Source organism: Phyllobacterium phragmitis, assembly GCF_002980495.1.
GTDB classification, from domain to species: Bacteria; Pseudomonadota; Alphaproteobacteria; order Rhizobiales; family Rhizobiaceae; genus Paramesorhizobium; species Paramesorhizobium phragmitis.
The window spans coordinates 1-21,167 of the sequence record NZ_PVBR01000008.1; the positions used below are offsets into that span (position 1 = coordinate 1).

Consider the following 21,167-nt stretch of genomic DNA (forward strand, 5'->3'; position numbering starts at 1 on the left):
GCGGCTCGATCCGGGACCATTGTTCATCGGAAAACCAAAAGAAAGCAGTCATCTCATCGCTCCATATTGGAGCAAGTGAATCATCGTCAGACTGATTTGAAAAGACCGTTATTGGGTCCGGACCCTAAAGTGGTAGGCGAGCACAGGATCGTGGTGTTACCAGTTGGGACAGTTGTTTCTGTAGTTCTGGTATTCGGAGATCCTAACGATCCAGAAGCCTATGAAATAGAGGCGTTCCTTGAAAGTAGAGGTGAATACGCGCTCGCTACGGTTGAGGCTGACGACATAAAATGACTTTACAGTCTACGAGACTTATCGATGCAGTTCGTCTTTGGGCGGGAGCGATTGTCGGAGGAATAACAGGCATAATTGCGGCGAGCAGCGCGGCGATGCCGGTTTCGATCTATGGGAATGGATTGTCCCCACGGCTCATGCCGCGGACTGTACGCTTACGACGCTCTCTCCGGCAAGCCGATTACCATCCATGACCGCGAAGGCTGCTTCGACGCACTAACCCTGGCTCTCTATAGCCAGACAGTCGGTGCCTCGGGCAACCTCGACAGTTTCAGCCGTGGCATTGCGAAAGGCGTCGCCTCGCAAGGCGAAGAGTTCGCAGCGCTGATCTCCGATCCGACCGGCATGGCCAAGGTCGTTTCCGGCGTGGCGATGGAGATTGCCTATGATCTTGTAGCGGCTGCGGCGAAATATGGCCTTGCCACCGCCGACAGTCTTTCGGAGCAATCGCTTCTCTATCTGCAAGCGATAATGAGTTGCAACATGAAAGGTGCAAATTTGCCCGGTTATGTTTGATTTAAGGCGTTGATTTTGTTTCCAAAAGTGATTGGCTGGGGAACCTGGATTCGAACCAGGACTAACGGAGTCAGAGTCCGTGGGTCTACCGTTAACCTATTCCCCAAAACGCCGTCGTTTCAACGCTTTGCATCCACGGGATAAAAGCACATGATGCTTTTCCTGGCGCGGTTTGACGAACCACGTTCCCGTTGAGTGCCGCCTTCTAGCATATTTGCCGTTTCAATCAAGCCCCTGAAACATCTAAGGAGAAGAATATTGATCGGCCGATTTCGGGAGCCGTTGGCCGGAAAAACACCCAATAGCGCGAAATATCGAAACGTGCCGCAATGCCGGAATGATCCAGAATGATATTGACAGGAATCCAGTCGCTATTGTACGCGATTGTCTTGTAATCAATGCGGTAATGGATTCTGCCGGACCGGAAATGGTCGAACCGCTTCCCTGATGAAGCTGATGATTCCTACTCGTTTGCCGTCGAGCGAAAGCGTAGGGTCATGTCCAAGCCGGATTTCTTTTGGTTGCAAATCTCTCCGTTGAAAATGTCCGCCGCTCCGCAGATGAGTTCGCGGGACCGAGATTTGGATGCTTCCACAGGATATCCCCCAAGGTGCCGCCATGTCTCTTGAAGCATGTGCCCTTGTGTTGTCAGGCGGATTTATCGGCGGGATCGCGCGCTTCTTTCTATCCGGCCTCATCGGCAGAAGGGTGGGTGAGACCTTCCCTTGGGGAACCTTCGTCGTCAATGTGACAGGGGCCTTGCTGATCGGTGCCGTCGCCGGACTGGCGCAATCGTCCGATGGCTTCTTTTCCGGCGCGTTGTTTCGCGATTTTCTGATGGTCGGCCTGCTCGGCGGCTATACGACCGTCTCGTCCTTTGCCCTGCAGAGCCTCAATCTGGCCCTGGGCGGACAGCAAAGGCAGGCGCTGTTCAATATTGCCGCCTCCGCCGTTCTCGGTGTCATTGCGGTTGGCGTCGGCTTCGCGGTGGTCGCATGGATGCTGGAGCCGGGACGGTGAGGGGACGCCTGCGCAAATTGGAAACATGGAGACTGTATCTGGCGGTCGGATGTGGCGCGGCCATCGGCGCGCTGTTACGGTTCCTGTCAGGTTTTTTCATCATCGCCGGGCTCGACCAGAGCGCGCTGTGGGCAACGGCCTTCGTGAATATCGTCGGATCGTTTATCATCATGTTCTTTGCCGCGATCACCGGCCCCGACGGCCGTTGGATGGTCGGACCGGTGGGACGGCAATTCGTCATGGGCGGCATCTGCGGCGGCTTCACCACATTTTCCGCCATGAGCCTCGATGCCTTCATGCTGATGCTTCGGGGTGACCTGCTTCAGGCTGCTCTCTATCTCGCGGGCGTCATCTTCTTTTCGCTCGCTGCCGCCTGGGTCGGATACGCATTTGCCATACAGATCAACAGATAATCGGGAGGACGGACATGCAACTTCCTAAGGAATCCACGCTACTGCGGATATTTTTCGGAGAAAGCGACGAAACCTCCGACGGCATGGCGCTTTATGAGGCGATCGTCACGAAAGCCCGGGAGATGCAGATGGCCGGGGCGACCGTCCTGCGCGGTCCGATGGGATTTGGACACTCGAGCGTTTTGCATACGGCCAAGATATTGCGCCTTTCGCAGGACCTTCCGATCGTGGTGGAGATCGTCGATGCTCCCGAGAAGATCGAAAAATTGATCCCTGAGATCATGAAGATGACGAATAGCTGCCTGATCACGACCGAGAAGGTGCGGGTTATCCGCTACGGGAACGGGGATGATAGCGGTTGATGGAACCGCGAAACCGTTCCTCATTGCCATTCCCGCAATTCCTCCTCACGGATTGTTCTCTCCTTCCGCTGCGGCCGATCCTGCCGAAGCCCTTGGTTATTTGACAAAGCGCTGTTACATTGAAGGCAACGTGAAGAGTGACAGCGCCTGCTTGCGTCCTTCAGAGGTTCGCGCGGCGCGTTGAGGACAAGACTTTGAAAAACCCGGAAGAGGACGCAGGAACTGCGTCGCATGACGGGGCGTCCGGCGGAAATTGGGCTCATAATGACGCCCGCAATTCCACCGAAAACGGCAGGCGGGAGAACCGCCAGCCCAAAACCGCATCAGCGGAGCCGCAACAGGCTTCCGATTCGGGACGCCTCGATACCAATCAGAAGAAACGTGCGCGCCGCCGCAGGCGCGGCAAGGCGAAGCTGCGCGACAAGGCTTCGCAGGGGGGAGCTTTGCAGGCGGAGGCGATCGCCATCGTGCTGCCGCATGCCGATGCGCAGCCCGCAGCCCCTGCAACGCCCTCCAATACCAAGCCGGCATCGAAACTGTCCAATCGCCGCCGCCGTTCAAAGCGCAACAAGCAGGCCCGGTCGCAGACCGCATCCAGCCCAGCCGCCGAGAAGCAGGCGGTACAGGGCGCAACGCCGAGACCGCAGCAGGAGCAGCCGCGCCCACGGCCGTTTTCCGCGCGCACCGATGCGCCGCCGCTTTATGCCGCGCTTGATCTGGGCACCAACAATTGCCGGCTTCTCGTCGCCTCGCCGACGCGGCCCGGCCAGTTCCGCGTCGTCGATGCCTTTTCACGCATCGTCAGGCTTGGCGAGGGGCTGGGGGCGACGGGCAGGCTGGGCGACAACGCCATGAACCGCGCCGTCGAGGCGCTGAAGATCTGCCGTGACAAGCTTGCCTCCAAGACGGTCCGCAGGTCGCGGCTGATCGCCACGGAGGCCTGCCGCTCGGCCGATAATGGTGCGGAATTTCTGGCGCGGGTGCGCGATGAGACAGGGCTCGATCTCGAAATCGTCGACCGCCAGACCGAAGCACGCCTTGCCGTCTCCGGCTGTGGCACGCTGGTCGATCATGGCACGGATGCCATCGTGCTGTTCGATATCGGCGGCGGCTCGTCCGAGATTGCGCTGATCGATGTCTCGCGACGCCGCTCGCCGCGCCTTGCGGAACATATTATCGCCTGGACGTCGCTGCCCGTCGGCGTGGTCACGCTTGCCGAGCGCTTCGGCGGACGCGAGGTGACACGCGAAAGCTTCGCCACAATGGTCGGCCATGTCTCGGAATTGATCGAATCCTTCACCGATCGGCACAAGCTTGGCGAACTCACCAAAAGCCCGCGTTTCCACCTCATTGGCACGTCGGGCACGGTGACGACCCTTGCCGGTATTCATCTGGGGCTGGAGCGTTATGACCGCAAGCGCATCGACGGCATGTGGATGGACAAGGACGACGTGACCAGCATGACCAGCCGACTCCTGTCCTGGGATTTCGACGCCCGCGTCGCCAATCCCTGCATCGGCGCCGACAGGGCCGATCTGGTGCTGGCGGGCTGCGCCATCCTCGATGCCATCCGCAATGTCTGGCCGAGCCAGAAGCTGCGCGTTGCAGACCGGGGCCTGCGCGAGGGCATTCTCACAGAACTCATGTCGCGGGACGGCGCCTGGCGCGACCGTCGCCATCCGCGCGCAAACGGCAGGCGCATATCATGAAAAAACCAACGACAACCGGCGGCAGGGGCGGCGTGGGCACGCGCGGCCTGCACACGCGCGTCAAGAAGAAGGCAGGTACGATCAAGGAATCGTCGCGCCGCTGGCTGGAGCGCCATCTGAACGACCCCTACGTGCAGAAATCCAAGCAGGAAGGCTACCGCTCGCGCGCCGCCTTCAAGCTGATCGAGATCGACGACCGCTACAAGATATTGAAGAAGGGACAGAGGATCATCGATCTCGGCGCCGCGCCCGGAGGCTGGAGCCAGATCGCGGCCGGGATCGTCGGCTCGACCAATGATGATCCCCATGTCGTCGGCATCGATTATCTCGATGTCGAACCGCTGCCCGGCGTGATCCTGCTCAAGATGGATTTTCTCGATGAGCAAGCGCCGGACAAGCTGATCGAGGCTCTCGGCGGCAGGCCCGATATCGTGCTTTCGGACATGGCCGCGCCGACCACCGGGCACCGCCGCACCGATCATCTGCGCACCGCTCATCTCTGCGAGGTCGCCGCCGATTTCGCCGTTTCCGTCCTGAAGCCCGGCGGCCATTTCCTGACCAAGACTTTCCAGGGCGGCACGGAAAACGAACTGCTGACGCTTCTCAAGCAGAATTTCAAATCCATCCACCATGTGAAGCCACCGGCATCGCGTGCGGAATCGGTCGAGCTCTATCTGCTGGCGCGGGATTTCAAGGGCTAACTCTTCACCTTATTTCACCGCGATCGATGGCGCATCGCTTGGTGCCGGTTCTTTTTCGATCCGCTTTTGCGACAATTCCCGGCCTGCATCCGGTGCAAGCCGGGCAAAGATGAAGAATGCCAGCGCCGACACCGCCGCCACGATGAAGAAGCCTGTATGGAAATCGGCGAGCCGCAACGCTCCGCCATGGATCGCCGTGCTGACTTCGAGGATGCCGCCTGCGAGCGCCACGCCGAGCGCGATGGAGACCTGCTGCGCCACGGCGACGATCGGCGTGGCCTGACTGGTCTGGGCATCAGGGATTTCGGCATAGGCCAGCGCATTGACGCCGGTAAAGAAAAGCGAACGCAGGAAACCGCTGATCAAAAGCAGCGAAAGAATGAGTGCATAGGGCGTTGCCAGCGTGAACGAGCCGTTGATGGCGATGAACCCAGCAGAGATCAGCGAGCCGAACATCAGCGTGCGCCGGAAGCCGAAGCGGGTGAAAATCCGGTTGGCGCCGAACTTCATGCCTATGGCGCCGATCGCGGAGACGAAGGTCATCATCCCGGACTGGAAAGGGTTGAGGCCGAAGCCGATCTGGAACATCAGCGGCAGCAGGAACGGAATGGCGCCGATCCCCAGCCGGAATATGCTGCCGCCGATGACGGCGGCCCGGAACACCTGATTTTGGAACAATGCCAAATCGAGAAGCGGATTGGACGTCCGACGCGCGTGGCGCATGTAAAAAATGCCTGAAACGATGCCCATGCCGACCAACGCAAATCCGATGATCGGCGGCAGATAGGGCAGGCTTACCACCGAGAGCCCGAAGACGACGGCCGACATGCCGACGCCGGAAAGGATGAAACCCGGCCAGTCGAGCGGGCGCAGCGAGCGTTCGCCATTATCCGGCAGATAGCGTGTGGCGAACCAGATGCCGATGAGGCCGATCGGCACGTTGATGAGAAAGATCCAGTGCCAGCTGAAATAGGTCGTGATGAAGCCGCCAACGGGCGGCCCGACCAGCGGGCCGACAAGTGCTGGAATGGACAGCCACGCCATGGCCGAAACGAGCTCGTGACGCGGCGTCGAGCGCACCAGGACCAAGCGCCCGACCGGCGTCATCATCGCCCCGCCCATGCCCTGCAGGAAGCGCGATATCACGAAGGCGAACAGCGAATTCGACGCCGCGCAGGCCACCGAGCCGATGATGAAAATGGCGATGGCCGTGCGGAAGACGTTCTTCGCGCCGAAGCGGTCCGCCATCCAGCCGCTCACCGGAATGAACACCGCAAGTGAGACGAGGTAGGCGGTCAGCGCCAGTTTCAGCGCGATGGGGCTTGTGCCGATATCGGCCGCGATCGCCGGGAGCGAAGTGGAGATGACGCTCGAATCCATCTGCTCCATGAAGAGCGCGACGGCCAGGACGAGGGGGATGATGCGGTTCAAGGCTGAAATCCATTCCCTGAAAGACGGAAGTATCAAAAGTATTGCAGATCACGCCGCGCGCTTATTGCGGCAACTCCGGCAAAGATCATCTCACAATCAGGTGATTTCCTTCTTAACGTATCTGCTTTCTATTGCCATCCTGCATCCGTCGTTCATGATTAAGGAATACTTCAAAAGAGGAGGAGCATATCATGCCGCCCGTCACGATCTCCCGTCGCACCCTGTTTCAGGCATCCGCCGTCCTCGCCGGCGGCCTGGCTTCGCCGCAGATCATGATCCGCGCCGCCGAAGCCGCCGCGCCCTTTTCGGATGCCAGGCCGCCACGCTTCAACCGCTTCAAGCTGGGCGATTTCGAAGTGACGACCATTCTCGATGGTCTTCGCGCCGGGGATGGGCCTTACCCGACTTTCGGCATGGACCAGACGCAGGAGGCCATGGCGGAACTGATGCGGCAGAATTTTCTGCCCGAGACCAAGTTCGTCAACGGCTTCACGCCGACCCTGGTCAACACCGGCTCGGAGCTCATCTTGTTCGACACGGGCTTCGGCGAAGGCGGGCGTGCGAATGGTCAGGGCCAGCTTGCCGCCACCATGCAGGCCGCGGGCTATTCGCCCGATCAGGTCGGCATCGTGATCTTGACCCATATGCATGGCGACCACATCGGCGGATTGATGGAAGACGATGCGCCGGCTTTCCCGAACGCCCGTTATATCGCAGGCCAGATCGAATATGATTTCTGGACGAGCGGTGACCGGGCGGGCACGCCTGCGGAAAACAACGCCAAAATGGTCGATGCCAAGGTCAAGCCGCTGGCGGAGAAGACCAGCTTCATCAAGCCGGGCGACGCGGTTGTCTCCGGGATCACCAGCGAAGCCGCCTTCGGGCACACGCCGGGTCATTTGATCTTCCGTCTGGAATCGGGCGGCAAGCAGTTGCTCCTGACGGCGGATACCGCGAACCACTACGTCGCCTCATTGCAGCGGCCGGAATGGAACGTCGCGTTCGATGTCGACAAGAAGCAGGGAGGCGAAACCCGCAAGCGGGTGTTCGACATGATCGCCGCCGATCGGCTGCCCTTCATCGGCTACCACATGCCGTTTCCCGCTGTCGGCTATGTCGAGAAGCTCGACACGGGCTATCGCTTCGTGCCGGTGACCTACCAGATGGAGCTTTAGGCGGTTGGCTTTCAGACGGAAACGATGCGTTCAGGCGTTCCTCAATCTTGACGGTGGCAACACCCTATTCCAACCGTAGCAACAGCGGCATCGGCGAGGCATGGATTCCTGTGACGAGCACAGGAATGACGGAGGTGGTGATGATTTCGTTCCTATGACAACCGTTCTACGGACGGAAACGTCTGCAATTGACCGCCAACAGCCAAACTGCCGTCATTCCGTGCTTGTCACAGGAATCCTGCCTCGTCATCACCGCATTTCCAACGGTGCAGAATGATAAGGCTAGCCGATTCCATCAAAACAGGAACCGCTTTAGATTTGTCGCCATTTTGGTGGGAATCGCGTGGGACACGGTTGGCTAATAAGCTAACGGGCAGGTTGGAGCAGCGCCGGAGTCATTTCCCCGCGGGCGGCGGCTTGACACCACCCGGCTCGCTTTCCGTCCTTTCCCGCGCGCGCCTGAGGCGCAGCGCATCGGCAATATAGGCGCGCGAAAGGCCGTGATAGAGCGGTTCGTGCGAGATCAGCCGCGCGGTGCCGTAGCCGAGTACCGAGGCGCACATCAGCGGAATGACATTGTCATGGTTGCCGGTCATCTCGAGGATGATGACGAAAGCGGTCATCGGCGCCTGCACGACGCCTGCGAAATAGCCCGCCATGCCGAGGACGGCGGCGAGGCTGGCGCTGGCGCCGAAGATGAGGCCCAGCGAACTGCCGAGCCCGGCGCCAACCGCCAGCGACGGCGCAAAAATGCCGCCCGGAATGCCCGAAATCGTCGAAAGCAGGCCTGCCAGGAATTTCTCCAGGAAGAACAGCGGCGGCAGGGAGGTGCCTTCGACGGCGCTCCGTGCCTGGTCATATCCGGTGCCGAAGGTCTGTCCGCCCGAAACAATGCCGATCAGCGCTACCGCGAGGCCGCAGCCGGCGGCGAGTAGCAGCGTACCGCGCAACGGCTGGGGCTGGATCAGGCGCTTGATCCGGCGTGATGCCTTCAACGTGATCGCGCTGAAGATTGCGCCTAACGCCCCGCCGCCAACACCGCAGACGAGGATCAACGCCCAGTCGGCGGAAGCGGAAGCAGTGACCGCAGTCCTGCCGAAATACGTATAGTTGCCGACAAGCCCGAGCGAGGCGAGGCCGGCCAGGATGACGGCGGAGAGCACGAGGCCGTTGGTGCGGGCGGCATAGGCCCGGCCCATTTCCTCGATGGCGAAGACGATGCCGGCAAGCGGCGTATTGAACGCCGCCGCAATGCCTGCCGCCGATCCGGCGAGGATCAGCCCGCGCGCCTGCTCCATGCCGCCGAACCGCGCCGATTGCAGCATGATGGCCGCGCCGACCTGCACGGTCGGTCCCTCGCGCCCGATCGACGCGCCGGAGAACAAGCCTATGATGGTCAAGACGACCTTGCCGGCGGCCAGCTTGAGCGACAGAAGACCGATCCGGTCCTCGTCATGGGTCAGGTGGCGCGCGGCGATGGCTTGTGGAATGCCGCTGCCCTGGGAATTGGGGAAGACCGTATAGGCGATCCAGGCACAGAAGGTGAAACCGAGCGGCGTGATCAGGACCGGCAGCCATGCCTGCCATGTGCCACCGGTGGTCACATCGCGGAAAAGCTTTTGGGCGATATCCGCCAGTTCGGCAAAAACGACGCTGATGACGCCGATGGCGATAGCCCCCGCCCAGAAGACGAGGCGCGGTTTCCAAAGTCGAGGCGACATCCACATCGCATGAGAACGTCTGAGCACGCGAACGCGCTTATATGCGGGATGCACGATCGATTCCCCCTATTCCTGCAACAGGTGTAACATGGATGGATGAATGGAATGAAAACAGCATATCGCGTTTTCGTCTCTTCCCATTTCGACATAACCGTGTTACCAGCCCGTGCCAATTCAAGCGAAGCATAAAAGAGTCGTCGCCCCGACCAGGGAGCGGCGTTTTCTTCATTTAGAGGAATTGGCTATGGCAAAGATCATTGAATCGCCCACCGGGCTTCTGGCGCTCACCTTCGATGATGTGCTGCTTCAGCCGGGCCACTCGGAAGTCATGCCCGGCCAGGCCGATATCCGCACCAGGATCGCTGCCGACATCGAACTGAACCTGCCGCTGCTCTCCGCCGCTATGGACACGGTGACCGAATCGCGGCTGGCCATCGCCATGGCGCAGGCCGGCGGCATCGGCGTCATCCATCGCAACCTCTCGCCGCAGTTGCAGGCCGAGGAAGTGCGTCAGGTCAAGAAATTCGAGTCCGGCATGGTCGTCAATCCGGTGACCATCGGCCCCAACGCGACATTGGCCGAGGCGCAGGCGCTGATGCGGGCGCATCGCATTTCCGGCATTCCCGTCGTCGAGGGCAACGCCGCTGGTCCCGGCCGTCTTGTCGGCATTCTGACCAACCGCGACGTGCGTTTCGCCTCCGATCCCAACCAGAAAATTCACGAACTGATGACCCGCGATAGCCTGATCACGGTTCGCGAAAATGTCGAACAGGGCGAAGCCAAGCGCCTTTTGCATCAACACCGCATCGAGAAGCTTCTGGTCATCGACGATGAGGGGCGCTGCGTCGGCCTCATCACCGTCAAGGACATCGAGAAATCACAGCTCAACCCGAATGCGGCAAAGGATTCTCAAGGACGGCTGCGCGTGGCTGCGGCTTCCAGCGTCGGCGATGACGGCTATGAGCGCGCCGAGCGGCTGATCGATGCCGGCGTCGACGTTCTGGTCATCGATACCGCGCATGGCCATTCCCAGCGCGTGCTCGATGCGGTGACCCGCGTCAAGAAGATGTCGAATTCGGTGCGCATCATGGCCGGCAATGTAGCGACGGCGGCAGGCACCCAGGCATTGATCGATGCCGGCGCAGACGCCGTCAAGGTCGGCATCGGCCCCGGTTCGATCTGCACGACGCGCATTGTCGCGGGCGTCGGCGTTCCGCAATTGTCGGCCATCATGTCGGCGATGGAAGCCGCGCATAAGGCGGACATTCCCGTGATCGCCGATGGCGGCATCAAATTCTCGGGCGATTTCGCCAAGGCGCTTGCGGCGGGCGCTTCCGCCGCCATGGCCGGCTCGCTGCTGGCCGGAACCGAGGAAAGCCCCGGCGAGGTCTATTTGCATCAGGGCCGCTCGTTCAAGGCCTATCGCGGCATGGGCTCGGTCGGCGCGATGGCGCGCGGCTCGGCCGACCGTTATTTCCAGGCGGAGGTCCGCGACGAGCTGAAGCTCGTTCCCGAAGGCATCGAAGGACAGGTCGCCTTCAAGGGCCCGGTTTCCGGCGTGCTGCACCAGCTCGCAGGCGGTCTCAGGGCATCGATGGGCTATGTCGGTGCGAAGAACCTCGAGGAATTCCGCGAAAAGGCCACCTTCGTACGCATCTCCAATGCGGGTCTGCGCGAAAGCCACACCCATGATGTGTCGATCACCCGCGAAAGCCCCAATTATCCCGGCAATATGTGATTAGAGCGTGGTTGCAGGGCTTTTCGCTATGGAGTGGCGCGACGGTGCCACCTCTTCCCTTCTCCCCTTGTGGGAGAAGGTGGGCTCGCGAAGCGAGGTCGGATGAGGGGTAGATGCCGCGCTCATTGCTCGCCGCACCGCCATCGAGGCGGCTTGCGCGCCACCCCTCATCCGACCGCTTCGCGGCCACCTTCTCCCACAAGGGGAGAAGGAAGTGGAGCGTAAATTGCGCCATATGCGATTGCCTTGCCACTCGCGGGGTGAGGGGCAATAATAGTTTTGGGGAAAAGGGGGAACAACACATGTCGCAGACAGCGATTTTCTGGCCGATGATTGCCCAGACGGGACTGATCTTTGTTATCTACCTGATCGGTTCCGTCCGCCGCTTGCAGGCCGTCAAGAGTGGCGCGGCGCGGGCGGGCGACTATAAGCTGCCGTTCACGGAACCCGCACCCAGCGCCACCGTGATCCGCAATCTGACGAACCAGTTCGAATTGCCGGTGCTCTTTTATGTCGTCTGCCTCTCGCTTTATGTGCTGAACGGCGCCACGCTCGTCGCCGTCCTCCTGGCCTGGGCCTTCGTCGTCAGCCGCATCCTGCACGCCGCCGTGCACATCACCTCGAACGATCTCAGGCTCCGCCGCCCGCTGTTCATCGTTGGATTTGTCATCAACGCGCTGATGTGGGTCTGGCTGGCGGTGTGGCTGCTGCGGGCTTAGAGCGGTTCCTGTCTTGATGGAATCGTTTGGCCTTGAGCCATTCTATTGCCGAAGCAGCGGATTAATCCGGTCGGATGGCGAGGTTGTGCTTTGTCACACCCCCCTCTGGCCTGCCGGCCATCTCCCCCACAAGGGTGGAGATTGGCTGACATAGATGACGGCATATCACCTGGTGCGTTGGCGATTAGCGAAAGCGGAAATCATAGCCCAATCTCCACCCTTGTGGGGGAGATGGCCGGCAGGCCAGAGGGGGGTATCACTGCGCCGATGCTTTCAATTAAAGCGGGGGACCCTTCGCCCTCATGGTGAGGTGCGAGCGAAGCGAAGCCTCCAACCACGAGGACGAAGCTCATTTTCTCAACGCAGATAGTTCCGCCGCGCTGAGGCGCAATGTCTCCGCGCTCTCCGCAATACACCGCGCAAGCGTGCGAAAATCGTCCTGCCGCTCGCTCTGCCTGCGCCAGATGAGGCCGATCTCGCGCTGAGGTTCGGCGCCCGCAAAGGGAACGATGCGCATCCGCATATGGCTGGCTTCCGCGCGTACCGCGATCTCGGGGATCAAGGTCAGCCCCATGCCGTGGCTGACCATCTGCAACAGCGTCGCCATGCTGGTCGCGCCGTAATTGACCAATTGCCGCTGCTTGGGGGCCGAGCAGACCGCCAGCGCCTGGTCCCGCAGGCAATGGCCTTCTTCCAGAAGCAGCAGGCGTTCCACCGCGACATTGTCCTGCGTCATGGGCGAGGAGAGGACGTCATTGTCGTTTGCCGACGTGGCGATCAAAAACCGGTCGCGGAACACCGGTTCGACTGTCAGCATGTCGTCTTCTATCGGCAAGGCCGCCACGATGGCGTCAAGTTCGCCGATGCGCAGATCCTCGACCAGCTTCGATGTGACCGCTTCCTTCAGTTCCATCTTCAGCGACGGGTACCGCTGGCGCAATTTCGGGATCAGCTCCGGTACCAGATAGGGGGCGATGGTCGGAATGATGCCGAGCCTGATGCGGGCCTGCAGGACGCCGCGCTTTTGTGCGGCGATTTCCTCGAGCGAGCGGATTTCGCCCAATATGTTGCGGATACGCGGCAAAAGCCGCTGCCCCATCTCGCTCAAGACCACCGATCTCCGCGTCCGCTCGAAAAGCTGGACGCCGACGATCTCCTCCATCTCGGCGATCTGGGCGGAGAGCGCTGGCTGTGAGACATGCGCCATTTCCGCTGCCTTGCGGAAGTGCAGCATGGTTGCCAGCGCATCGAAATAGCGCATTTGCCGAACGGTGAACATGATAGGAAAACCCTATCAAGAATGATGAGAAATGCAATTGGAAATTATGATTAGAATAGTTCTATACTGTCGGCACAGTGCCGTGGCCATTATAACCGCCACGTCTTCACCAATGCCAGAATTAGAATAGCCAGAACCAGAATAGATGGAGGGATTATTCCCATGGCCGACCGTCCGACATTGACCACGACCGCTGGAGCACCGGTTCCCGACAACCAGAATTCGATTACCGCTGGCGAACGCGGTCCCGTGCTGCTGCAGGATTATCAGCTCCTTGAAAAGCTCGCGCATCAAAACCGCGAGCGCATCCCGGAGCGTGTCGTCCACGCCAAGGGCTGGGGCGCCCATGGTACGCTGAAGATCACCGGCGATATTTCCAGGTACACCCGCGCCGGGGCGCTGCAACCCGGCGCCGAGACGCCGCTCATCCTGCGCTTTTCCACCGTTGCCGGCGAAATGGGCGCGGCAGACGCCGAGCGCGACGTGCGCGGCTTCGCCATCAAGTTTTATACCGAAGAGGGCAATTGGGATCTGGTCGGCAACAACACGCCGGTCTTCTTCGTCCGCGATCCGCTGAAATTCCCCGATTTCATCCACACGCAGAAGCGTCACCCCAAGACCAATCTGCGTTCGGCCACGGCGATGTGGGATTTCTGGTCGCTGTCGCCGGAAAGCCTGCATCAGGTGACGATCCTGATGTCGGATCGCGGCCTGCCGGTCGCGCCGATGTTCATGAACGGCTATGGCTCGCACACCTATTCGTTCTGGAACGACCAGGGCGAGCGCTACTGGGTGAAGTTCCACTTCAAAACCCAGCAGGGCCACAAGCACTACACAAACGCCGAAGCCGAGAACGTCATCGGCAAGACGCGCGAAAGCTATCAGGAAGAGCTGTTCGGCGCGATCGAAAAGGGCGATTTCCCCCGGTGGAACGTGCAGGTGCAGATCATGCCCGAGGCCGACGCCGAAAAGACATCGTACAACCCCTTCGATTTGACCAAGGTCTGGCCGCATGGCGATTATCCGCCGATCGATCTCGGCGTCCTCGAACTGAACCGCAATCCGGAAAACTATTTCGCCGAAATCGAGCAGGTTGCCATGTCGCCGTCGAATGTCGTTCCCGGCATCGGCCATTCGCCCGACAAGATGCTGCAGGCCCGAATCTTCTCCTATGCCGATGCGCATCGCTATCGCCTGGGAACGCATTATGAGACGCTGCCGGTCAATGCGCCGCGTTGCCCGGTTCATCATTACCATAAGGATGGCCAGATGAATTTCTTCGGCCAGAAGACCGGCAATCCCGACGCCTATTACGAGCCGAACTCGTTCTCCGGCGCAGTGGAAAAGCCGTCCGCCATGGAACCGCCGCTTAAACTTTCCGGCGATGCGGACCGTTACAACCACCGTATCGGCAATGACGATTATGCGCAGCCGCGTGCCCTCTTCAACCTGTTCGACGCAGGACAGAAGGCCCGCCTCTTCGCCAATATCGCCGCGGCGATGGATGGCGTGCCCTCGGTGATCGTCGAGCGCCAGCTTGCCCATTTCAAGCTGGTCCATCCCGACTATGAAGCCGGCGTGCGTGCGGCCCTGAAGGACGCACATGGCTATGAGGCGACCGCCATTTCCAATGAGGAAAAGGCCGACGCCGCCGAATAAGCGCCTCTTATAAGTCTATGATTGAAGCCGGGGGTAGCAGCCCGGCTTTCTTTTATGCGCGGGGGAGGGTATGCGGATCAGCAAAGAACATTCAAAGGAAATGACATGCGGCTTGGCGGACGCCTTCAGGCGGCGATTGAAATACTGGATGACATCGAGACGCGAAAACGCCCCGCATCGGACGCGCTGAAGGATTGGGGCCTGGCGCATCGCTTTGCCGGCGCCGGCGATCGCGCTGTTATCGGCAATATCGTCTATGACGCGCTGCGCCGGAAACTCTCCATCGCCTGGCGTATGGACAGCACGGAGGCCCGCGACATCGCCTATGGCGCGCTGCTTTCCGATGCCGAGATGGACGCCGAAAGCATCGCTGCGGCTCTCGGCGACGACAAATTCGCACCTGAACCGCTCGATGCGGCACGGCTTGCCGCCTGGGAAAGCCGCGACCTTGCCACTGCGCCCGACCATATCCGCGCCGACGTGCCGGAATGGTGCGCTGCGCAGCTGGAAGCGCTTTTCGGCAATGATTGGGTGGGCGAGGGCGCTGCCCTTGCCGCTCGCCCGCCGGTCGATCTGCGTGTCAATACGCTGAAGGCCAGCCGGGCGAAGGTGCTGAGGGAACTGGCCAGGGCAGAGGCCGGCGAAGCGCCGCTTCTGGCCGGAGCCGTTCGCGTGCCCCCGCTTCGCGCGCTCGGGCGGCATCCCAATGTCCAGGCCGAACCGGCCTTCCAGAAGGGCTGGTTCGAGGTGCAGGATCTGGGCTCGCAGATCGCCGCAATGGTCGCGGCGATACAGCCGGGCCAGCAGGTGCTGGATTATTGCGCCGGCGCCGGCGGCAAGACGCTGGCGCTCGCCGCGAGCATGGAAAATCGCGGGCAGATCCACGCTTTCGATGCTGAAAAACCAAGGCTCGCGCCGATCTTCGACCGCTTGAAACGCGCCGGCGTCCGCAACACGCAGGTCCACGCCAATCTGGAGGATCTGGTTCAGTTCGAAGGCCAGATGGATATCGTCCTCACCGATGCGCCCTGTACCGGGTCCGGCACATGGCGCAGGCGGCCCGATGCGAAATGGCGCCTGTCGCCGCAGCAGCTCGAACGCCGCGAGGCCGAACAGCGCGAAGTGCTGAACGCCGCGAAACGCTATGTGAAGCCGGGCGGATGCCTCGTCTATGTCACCTGCTCGCTGTTCGCTTCCGAGAACAATCTCCAGATCGAGGAATTCCTTCGGGAAAATTCCGATTATTCCGGGATTGACGCAAAGCCGCTCTGGCATGCCGCCGTGCCGGATGCGGGAGAAGTCACACCCGTCTTCCCCCCGCATGGCATGATGCTTTCGCCTCAGAGGACGTCGACCGATGGTTTCTACATCAGCGTCCTCAAGCGCGCCGGTTGATTTGCCCCTGTCCTGCCGTCATTCTCGGGCTTGTCCCGAGAATCTGCCATAAGAAGGAAAGTGATTACCGTCCTGATTGAACGCTCCGTCGTAGATTCTCGGGACAAGCCCGAGAATGACGGCCAGGGGGAACTGTCTCAAGCTAGTTCTGATACCACTGTAGGAGGAGAGCACATGCCACAGGCGCGCATAGCAGAGCCGGATTTTCGCGAGCGGGTTGAGGAGAGCTTCGCGCGCCAGGCGGCGATGAAGCTGATCGGCGCCGAGCTGACCTTGTGCGAGCCGGGCATCGTCGAGATCGAGCTGCCGTTTCGCGACGATCTCACCCAGCAGCACAATTTTCTCCATGCCGGCATCATCTCCGCAGCACTTGACGCGGCCTGCGGCTACGCGGCTTTTTCGCTGATGCCGCAGGAGGCTGCCGTCCTCACCATCGAATTCAAGGTCAATCTGCTGGCGCCCGGCAAGGGCGAGCGCTTCCTGTTTCGCGGCGAGGTGACCAAGCCCGGCCGCACCATCATGGTAAGCGACGGACAGGCTTTCGCCATCGCCGATACCGAGGCCAAGCTGATCGCCACGATGACCGCAACGCTGATGGTCGTGCAGGATCGAAAAGGCCTGCAAGGATGAACGCGCCCTTGACACAGCCCATGACCCGGATTGGCGGCGCAAATGTTCTTTTCGTCATGGCCGTCGAGGCGGAATATGGCCCGCATCTGCGCCGGCTTTTCCAACCGCTGATGACGGGCGTCGGCCCGGTGGAGGCAGCTGTAGCGCTTTCTTCCTCCCTGGCGTCGATGGCCGCTTCCGGCAGCCTGCCGGACCTGGTGGTTTCGCTCGGCTCCGCCGGCTCGCGCAGCCTGGAGCAGGCGGAGGTCTATCAGGCGACGAGCGTGTCCTATCGCGATATCGACGCTTCGCCCCTCGGTTTCGAGAAGGGCAGGACGCCATTTCTCGATCTGCCCGCCATTGTGCCGTTGCCCTGCCGCATTCCCGGAATCAGGCAAGCGACGTTGTCCACCGGCGGCAACATCGTTTCCGGCGCCGCCTATGACGGCATCGCGGCCGACATGGTCGATATGGAAACCTTCGCGATCCTGCGCGCCTGCCAGCGCTTCGCCGTGCCGCTGATCGGTCTGCGCGGCATTTCCGATGGCGCAGCCATTCTGCACCACATCGACGACTGGACGGAATATCTCCATATCATCGATGAAAAGCTGGCGCTTGCCATCGGCAAATTGGAAGAGGCGCTCGCGAGCGGGGCGTTGAAACTCGGAACCACCTAGCTTTAAAGCGATTCCTGCTTTGATGGATTCGCCAGGCATACCCCTCATCCGACCGCTTCGCGGCCACCTTCTCCCACAAGGGGAGAAGGAAAGAGCCTAGCATTGGCCTTACTGCCAATTACATTCGTTGGCGTTTGGCAGCAACGTAAATGCCAAGCTCTACCCTTCTCCCCTTGTGGGAGAAGGTGGCCGCGAAGCGGTCGGATGAGGGGTATGCTTGGCGCCAGCGTTTCCATCTTCTGACTCATCTTGTCAGGAGGTGGAATCTGTTTGCCAACTGCGGCGTATAAGTCGTTGCATTGCGCCGGCTTTTTCTCTAGAGGCTCCGCATGAGCACCACAGCACACCCCGACACAGTCCTTATCATCGATTTCGGCAGCCAGGTCACGCAGCTTATCGCGCGTCGTGTCCGCGAGGCGGGCGTCTATTCCGAAATCGTCCCCTTCCAGTCCGCCGAGGAAGCCTTCCACCGCATCAAGCCGAAAGCGGTGATTCTGTCGGGAAGCCCCCATTCGACCATCGATATCGGCAGCCCGCGCGCGCCGCAAATCGTCTTCGAAGCCGGCATTCCGGTGCTCGGCATCTGCTATGGTGAACAGACGATGTGCGCGCAGCTGGGCGGCAAGGTGGAAGCCGGGCATCACCGCGAGTTCGGTCGCGCTTTTCTCGAGATCGAGGCCGATAGTGCGCTCTTCGACGGCGTATGGGCCAAGGGAACGCGTCATCAGGTCTGGATGAGCCATGGTGACCGTGTCACGGCACTGCCCGATGGCTTCCGCATCATCGGCACCTCGAACGGCGCGCCCTTTGCGGCGATCGCCGACGAGAAGCGCAAATTCTATGCCGTCCAGTTCCACCCGGAAGTGGTGCACACCCCCGACGGCGCGAAACTGCTGCAGAATTTCGTCCACAACATCGCCGGCATCAAGGGCGACTGGTCGATGGCCGCCTACAGGCAAAAGGCGATCGAGACCATCCGCAAACAGGTCGGCAAGGGCAAGGTGATCTGCGGTCTGTCGGGCGGCGTGGATTCCTCCGTCGCCGCTGTGCTGATCCACGAAGCCATCGGCGACCAGCTCACCTGCATTTTCGTCGACCATGGCCTCATGCGCAAGAATGAGGCGGCGGAAGTCGTCAACATGTTCCGCGAGCATTACAACATCCCGCTGGTGCATGTGGATGCCGCCGATCTCTTCATTGGCGCGCTGGAAGGCGAAAGCGACCCGGAGACCAAGCGCAAGACCATCGGTCGGCTGTTCATCGAGGTCTTCGAGGAAGAGGCCAAGAAGATCGGCGGCGCCGATTTCCTGGCGCAAGGCACGCTCTATCCCGATGTGATCGAGTCCGTCTCCTTCACCGGCGGCCCCTCTGTGACCATCAAGTCGCACCACAATGTCGGCGGCCTGCCGGAACGCATGAATATGAAGCTGGTCGAGCCGCTGCGCGAACTCTTCAAGGACGAGGTGAGGGTGCTGGGCAAGGAACTCGGCCTGCCCAAGCATTTCATCGGCCGCCACCCGTTCCCCGGCCCCGGCCTCGCCATCCGCTGCCCCGGCGGCATCACCCGCGAAAAGCTTGACATCCTGCGCGAAGCCGACGCGATCTATCTCGACGAAATCCGCAAGGCCGGCCTCTACGACGTTATCTGGCAAGCCTTCGCCGTGCTTCTTCCCGTCCAGACGGTCGGCGTCATGGGCGACGGTCGCACCTACGAATTCGTCTGTGCGCTGCGCGCCGTCACCTCGGTCGACGGCATGACGGCAGATTTCTATCACTACGACATGGATTTCCTCGCCCGCGCCGCCACCCGCATCATCAACGAGGTCAAAGGCATCAACCGCGTGGTCTATGACGTGACGTCAAAGCCGCCCGGCACGATCGAGTGGGAATGATTCAGGCCCATCCGAACGCCGCCGAATTTACGCTGAAATACGATCTAACCAACTGAAAATAAAAATAAATTCCTTCTATGCCTATCGACATCTATCGGTGGGCATAGATCGCGTTCGTCGGCCTTGCTGACGGGCCTCGCCCCCATTGATCAACCGGGAAAACGAAAGTACCGTCAGGTCAAACGAGGCCAATGACGGTACTTTTTTCGAACTAATACGCTGAAATATAAGCGTTTTCGATACCATCGGCCTCCAAAAACCGCGTGACGGTACTTTTCCGCAAGGAGGCCCGAAATGTTGACCGATGCAGCACTCAAGTGCTTGAAACCAAAAGCCAAAATGTACAAGGTATCTGATCGTGACGGCATGTATGTGCGCGTCGCACCGTCGGGCGCCATCTCGTTCAGGCTCGACTATCGGCTGAACGGCAGGCGGGAGACCGTCTATCTCGGTAGGTATGCGCGTGACGGGATATCGCTTGCCAGGGCTCGAGAGCTATGCATCGATGCACGCCGGGCGATTGCCGAGGGGCGGTCCCCCGCCATCGAGAAGCAGCGGGAGAAGCGCCGGATCAAGGAAGCAAAGAGCTTCGGCGAATTCGGTGAGAAATGGCTGACCAACGCGACCATGGCCGACAGCACGCGCGCGATGCGTCGCTCCATCTTCGAGCGCGAGCTCATGCCCGTCTGGCGAAATCGTCTCCTGACAGAGATCACACCGGACGATCTCCGCGCTCACTGCGGCAAGATCGTCGAACGGGGTGCTCCTGCCACCGCCATTCATGTGAGGGATATCCTGAAGCAGATCTACGGCTACGCCATTCTGCACGGCGAGAAGGTCGCCAACCCGGCCGATGACGTCGGTCCGGCCTCGATCGCCACCTTTACGCCGAAGGACCGCGCTCTTTCACCCACCGAGATCCGCATCATGTTCAAACAGCTCGAGCATGTCGCAACGTTGCCGACGATCCGTCTCGGCATGAAGCTTTATCTTCTCACCATGGTCCGGAAAAGCGAACTGCAGGATGCAGTGTGGGACGAGATCGATTTCGATAACGCCGTCTGGACCATTCCGAAGGAGCGCATGAAGCGGTCGAAGCCGCACAACGTCTACCTGTGCCGGCAGACGTTAGACATCATGATCGCGCTCAAGACCTGCTCCGGCAACTCCCGATATCTGTTGCCGTCCCGGTACGATGCGGACGCGCCAATGTCTCGTGCGACCTTCAATCGGATCACCTACGCCGTCGTCGAGCGAGCCAAGAAGGAGGGGCTCCCACTGGAGCCTTTCACGGTCCATGATCTGCGGCGAACGGGCTCGACGCTGTTAAATGAGCTAGGGTTTAATAGCGACTGGATCGAAAAGTGCCTGGCGCACGAAGACGGGCGTTCGTCGCGCGGCGTCTATAACAAGGCCGAGTATGAGGTGCAGCGCCGGCACATGATGCAGCAGTGGGCGGACACCGTAGATGCCTGGATCGACGGCCGGAAATATGCCCCCACGCTTTTGCCGCAAGCTATGCCCCTGATGGAGCTTGATCCCGCCCTTTGACGGGGCGGCTTCTGCGCTTGGTGACGTCAGGGTGCTGGGCCCGTCGAATCGGGGCAGCCCGCCTTGCCATCAGCCAAGCCTCGACCTCTTCCAGGTCCCATACAATACAACGTGGCGAGAGCGCGAACCGGCGGGGAAACTCGCCACGCTGCTCCATCTCATAAATCGTGCTGTCAGCCATCGGCACCATCTCCCGCAACTGCTGCCGCCGAATTGTTCTCCGAATTCGCGTAGTTTCCATCTTTGCCATGCTCAATCTCCTGCATTGCTGAGGCGATTGAGACTGATAGATGCTGGTACTGGAAG

Annotated in this window: 20 protein-coding genes, 1 tRNA gene and 1 riboswitch; of the genes, 16 read left to right on the forward strand and 5 right to left on the reverse strand. The window is 60.6% G+C overall.

Annotated features, from left to right (window positions below; all coding sequences use genetic code 11):
- Together C5748_RS28715 and C5748_RS12260 are read left to right on the forward strand one after the other, a co-directional pair.
- A partial coding sequence (locus tag C5748_RS28715) for a hypothetical protein (protein WP_210204473.1) occupies nucleotides 1–294 on the forward strand: 294 nt, incomplete at its 5' end.
- 117 nt (nucleotides 295–411) lie between these two features.
- A complete protein-coding gene (locus C5748_RS12260; protein WP_105742234.1) occupies nucleotides 412–810 on the forward strand; it encodes a hypothetical protein in 399 nt (132 codons plus the stop codon).
- A 32-nt stretch (nucleotides 811–842) separates the two neighbouring features.
- Here C5748_RS12260 and C5748_RS12265 read toward each other — a convergent pair.
- Nucleotides 843–916 (reverse strand) — tRNA-Gln (locus C5748_RS12265).
- Between the two features lie 287 nt (nucleotides 917–1,203).
- Nucleotides 1,204–1,283, forward strand: a riboswitch (Fluoride riboswitch).
- A 145-nt stretch (nucleotides 1,284–1,428) separates the two neighbouring features.
- Here C5748_RS12265 and crcB (C5748_RS12270) point away from each other — a divergent pair.
- From crcB (C5748_RS12270) to C5748_RS12290, 5 genes are all read left to right on the forward strand, one after another.
- Entirely contained in the window at nucleotides 1,429–1,830 is a 402-nt protein-coding gene (gene crcB, locus C5748_RS12270) for a fluoride efflux transporter CrcB (RefSeq protein WP_105742448.1), read from the forward strand.
- The gene (gene crcB, locus C5748_RS12275) at nucleotides 1,806–2,243 is read left to right on the forward strand and encodes a fluoride efflux transporter CrcB (protein WP_105742235.1); all 438 of its coding nucleotides are present in this window, start codon (nucleotides 1,806–1,808) and stop codon (nucleotides 2,241–2,243) included. Before crcB (C5748_RS12270) ends, crcB (C5748_RS12275) begins: the two co-directional genes overlap by 25 nt.
- Nucleotides 2,244–2,257: 14 nt before the next feature.
- Nucleotides 2,258–2,605 carry a DUF190 domain-containing protein gene (locus C5748_RS12280; RefSeq protein ID WP_105742236.1) on the forward strand — a complete coding sequence of 116 codons (348 nt, stop codon included), beginning with the start codon at nucleotides 2,258–2,260 and terminating at the stop codon, nucleotides 2,603–2,605.
- Nucleotides 2,606–2,799: 194 nt separating this feature from the next.
- Nucleotides 2,800–4,314, forward strand: coding sequence for a Ppx/GppA phosphatase family protein (locus tag C5748_RS12285; RefSeq protein WP_105742237.1), 1,515 nt, complete (start codon nucleotides 2,800–2,802; stop codon nucleotides 4,312–4,314).
- Nucleotides 4,311–5,015 carry an RlmE family RNA methyltransferase gene (locus tag C5748_RS12290; RefSeq protein WP_105742238.1) on the forward strand — a complete coding sequence of 235 codons (705 nt, stop codon included), beginning with the start codon at nucleotides 4,311–4,313 and terminating at the stop codon, nucleotides 5,013–5,015. The genes C5748_RS12285 and C5748_RS12290 overlap by 4 nt, the downstream gene beginning before the upstream one ends.
- 9 nt (nucleotides 5,016–5,024) lie before the next feature.
- Here C5748_RS12290 and C5748_RS12295 read toward each other — a convergent pair whose 3' ends face one another.
- Nucleotides 5,025–6,446: a DHA2 family efflux MFS transporter permease subunit gene (locus C5748_RS12295; RefSeq protein ID WP_105742239.1), complete on the reverse strand. Its 1,422-nt coding sequence runs from the start codon at nucleotides 6,444–6,446 to the stop codon at nucleotides 5,025–5,027.
- A 191-nt stretch (nucleotides 6,447–6,637) separates the two neighbouring features.
- On the opposite strand from C5748_RS12295, the gene C5748_RS12300 reads away from it, so the two are divergent.
- Entirely contained in the window at nucleotides 6,638–7,621 is a 984-nt protein-coding gene (locus tag C5748_RS12300) for an MBL fold metallo-hydrolase (RefSeq protein WP_105742240.1), read from the forward strand.
- Between the two features lie 395 nt (nucleotides 7,622–8,016).
- Here the strand turns inward: C5748_RS12300 and C5748_RS12305 are convergent, their stop codons facing one another.
- A complete protein-coding gene (locus C5748_RS12305) occupies nucleotides 8,017–9,396 on the reverse strand; it encodes a chloride channel protein (RefSeq protein ID WP_199194783.1) in 1,380 nt (459 codons plus the stop codon).
- Nucleotides 9,397–9,586: 190 nt separating this feature from the next.
- Here C5748_RS12305 and guaB point away from each other — a divergent pair, with 190 nt between their 5' ends.
- Nucleotides 9,587–11,080: an IMP dehydrogenase gene (gene guaB / locus C5748_RS12310; protein WP_105742242.1), complete on the forward strand. Its 1,494-nt coding sequence runs from the start codon at nucleotides 9,587–9,589 to the stop codon at nucleotides 11,078–11,080.
- Between the two features lie 302 nt (nucleotides 11,081–11,382).
- Nucleotides 11,383–11,799, forward strand: coding sequence for an MAPEG family protein (locus C5748_RS12315; RefSeq protein ID WP_105742243.1), 417 nt, complete (start codon nucleotides 11,383–11,385; stop codon nucleotides 11,797–11,799).
- 349 nt (nucleotides 11,800–12,148) lie between these two features.
- Here the strand turns inward: C5748_RS12315 and C5748_RS12325 are convergent, their stop codons facing one another.
- Complete coding sequence (locus C5748_RS12325; protein WP_105742244.1) at nucleotides 12,149–13,078, reverse strand: hydrogen peroxide-inducible genes activator; 930 nt, start codon at nucleotides 13,076–13,078, stop codon at nucleotides 12,149–12,151.
- Between the two features lie 162 nt (nucleotides 13,079–13,240).
- On the opposite strand from C5748_RS12325, the gene katA reads away from it, so the two are divergent.
- The 6 genes from katA to C5748_RS12355 all read left to right on the forward strand — a co-directional run bounded on the left by katA (nucleotide 13,241) and on the right by C5748_RS12355 (nucleotide 20,861).
- Nucleotides 13,241–14,737, forward strand: coding sequence for a catalase KatA (gene katA, locus C5748_RS12330; protein WP_105742245.1), 1,497 nt, complete (start codon nucleotides 13,241–13,243; stop codon nucleotides 14,735–14,737).
- 105 nt (nucleotides 14,738–14,842) lie between these two features.
- Complete coding sequence (locus tag C5748_RS12335) at nucleotides 14,843–16,132, forward strand: RsmB/NOP family class I SAM-dependent RNA methyltransferase (protein ID WP_105742246.1); 1,290 nt, start codon at nucleotides 14,843–14,845, stop codon at nucleotides 16,130–16,132.
- A gap of 174 nt (nucleotides 16,133–16,306) precedes the next feature.
- Nucleotides 16,307–16,762, forward strand: coding sequence for a PaaI family thioesterase (locus C5748_RS12340; RefSeq protein ID WP_105742247.1), 456 nt, complete (start codon nucleotides 16,307–16,309; stop codon nucleotides 16,760–16,762).
- Between the two features lie 20 nt (nucleotides 16,763–16,782).
- Nucleotides 16,783–17,418 (forward strand): 5'-methylthioadenosine/S-adenosylhomocysteine nucleosidase, encoded by a 636-nt coding sequence (locus C5748_RS12345; RefSeq protein ID WP_245429053.1) that lies wholly within the window; start codon nucleotides 16,783–16,785, stop codon nucleotides 17,416–17,418.
- A gap of 329 nt (nucleotides 17,419–17,747) precedes the next feature.
- The gene (gene guaA / locus C5748_RS12350) at nucleotides 17,748–19,310 is read left to right on the forward strand and encodes a glutamine-hydrolyzing GMP synthase (protein ID WP_105742249.1); all 1,563 of its coding nucleotides are present in this window, start codon (nucleotides 17,748–17,750) and stop codon (nucleotides 19,308–19,310) included.
- Between the two features lie 294 nt (nucleotides 19,311–19,604).
- Nucleotides 19,605–20,861, forward strand: coding sequence for a tyrosine-type recombinase/integrase (locus C5748_RS12355; RefSeq protein WP_105742250.1), 1,257 nt, complete (start codon nucleotides 19,605–19,607; stop codon nucleotides 20,859–20,861).
- Here the strand turns inward: C5748_RS12355 and C5748_RS12360 are convergent.
- Entirely contained in the window at nucleotides 20,827–21,111 is a 285-nt protein-coding gene (locus tag C5748_RS12360) for a helix-turn-helix transcriptional regulator (protein ID WP_425350243.1), read from the reverse strand. The genes C5748_RS12355 and C5748_RS12360 overlap by 35 nt on opposite strands.
- Nucleotides 21,112–21,167 lie beyond the last annotated feature (56 nt).